Consider the following 267-nt stretch of genomic DNA (forward strand, 5'->3'; position numbering starts at 1 on the left):
CAACAGATCCAAGTCAAGATACAGTAATTAACTACGTAGCAAACAAAGCAAACTTGGTAGTTAAATATGTAGATGAAAAAGGCAAAGACTTAATCCCTTCAGAAACAACAGAAGGAAAAGTGGGAGATGAGTACTCTACAAGTGGAAAAGTTATTCCAGGACACCTACTAGTTCGTGTTGAAGGAGAAGCTAAAGGTAAGATTGGAAAAGACGGTTCAACAGTAACATACGTGTACAAACCAATCGGATCATGGATTCCAAACATCC

1 protein-coding gene is annotated in these 267 nt (G+C 38.2%); it reads left to right on the top strand.

The annotated features are described in order from the left end of the window. A partial coding sequence (locus tag HMPREF2628_RS03970; protein WP_142350490.1) for a MucBP domain-containing protein occupies window positions 1–267 on the top strand: 267 nt, incomplete at both ends.

It is taken from the genome of Streptococcus sp. HMSC063B03, assembly GCF_001836965.1.
GTDB lineage: Bacteria > Bacillota > Bacilli > Lactobacillales > Streptococcaceae > Streptococcus > Streptococcus pneumoniae_F.